Genomic DNA, 1,115 nt, shown 5'->3' on the forward strand with positions numbered 1-1,115 from the left:
CCCGCAGGAGACCCGGTGTCCTTCCCGGGGGCCGGAAATCTGGTGTCCTTCGCGGGCAATCCGCGCCGGGTGCGGCTTCGAACGCCTGACGTCGCCGTGTTCCGTCGGCCCGGCCGGGTGTCCGTCCGGCCGGGATTCCCTGGAGGTCGTGCCATGCCCACCGTCCACTGGCCGGGGCCGTCGCCCGTGCGTTGCGAGCGCGAGGCGGCCGGATGAGCACAGTCGTTCACCTGTCCGGGCCGGGGCGTCCGGGCACCGACCTCAAGGAGTTGCTGAGCAGGACCGCGCTCGGCGACCGGGAGGCGTTCGGCCGGCTGTACGACGCGGTGGCGGGCCCGGTGCTGGGGCTGGTCCGCCGGGTGCTGCGGGATCCGGCGCAGTCCGAGGAGGTCGCGCAGGAGGTGATGCTGGAGGTGTGGCGCACCTGCGCCCGCTACCGGCCCGAGCGCGGGGAGGTGCTGGCGTGGGTGCTGACCATCGCCCACCGCCGCGCCGTGGACCGGGTGCGGGCGGCGCAGGCGGCCGCCGACCGCGACCAGCGGGCCGCCGCCGCCTCGCACGTGCCGGCGTTCGACGAGGTCGCCGAGCAGGTCGAGGGGCGGCTGGAACGCGAGCAGGTGCGGCGCTGCCTGAAGGGGCTGACCGAGTTGCAGCGGGAGTCGATCACGCTGGCCTACTACCGCGGGTACACCTACCCGCAGGTCGCCGAACTGCTCGGCACCCCGCTGGGCACCGTCAAGACCCGGATGCGCGACGCGCTGATCCGGCTGCGCGACTGCCTGGGAGTGGGAGCATGAGCGGCGCCGACCTGCACACGCTGACCGGCGCCTACGCCGCGCACGCCCTCGACGCGGACGAGCGCGCGCAGTTCGAGCGCCACCTGGCGCAGTGCCCGGCCTGCGCCCGGGAGGTGGCCGAGTTCACGGCGACGCTGGCCAGGCTGGGCGCCGCGCAGGCCGTCGCGGTGCCCGGGGAGCTGAAGTCGCGGGTGATGGACGCGCTGGACACCGTCCGGCAGGAGGCCCCGCGCGCCGCGGCCGGGCCCGACGGCGCCCGGCGCCCCGGGCGGATCGCCCGCGGGTGGCCGCGGCTGGAGCTGGCGGCCTGTCTGGCGG

Annotated in this window: 2 protein-coding genes; both read left to right on the forward strand. The window is 76.4% G+C overall.

Annotation, left to right across the window (positions count from 1 at the left end; translation table 11 throughout):
* Window positions 1–212: 212 nt before the first annotated feature.
* Entirely contained in the window at window positions 213–797 is a 585-nt protein-coding gene (gene sigK / locus ACFV6I_RS39720) for an ECF RNA polymerase sigma factor SigK (protein WP_380375490.1), read from the forward strand.
* Window positions 794–1,115, forward strand: a 322-nt coding sequence (locus tag ACFV6I_RS39725) for a zf-HC2 domain-containing protein (RefSeq protein ID WP_380431179.1), incomplete at its 3' end; no start/stop codon positions are given. The genes sigK and ACFV6I_RS39725, both read left to right, overlap by 4 nt.

It is taken from the genome of Kitasatospora sp. NPDC059803 (genome assembly GCF_042732255.1).
GTDB lineage: Bacteria > Actinomycetota > Actinomycetes > Streptomycetales > Streptomycetaceae > Kitasatospora.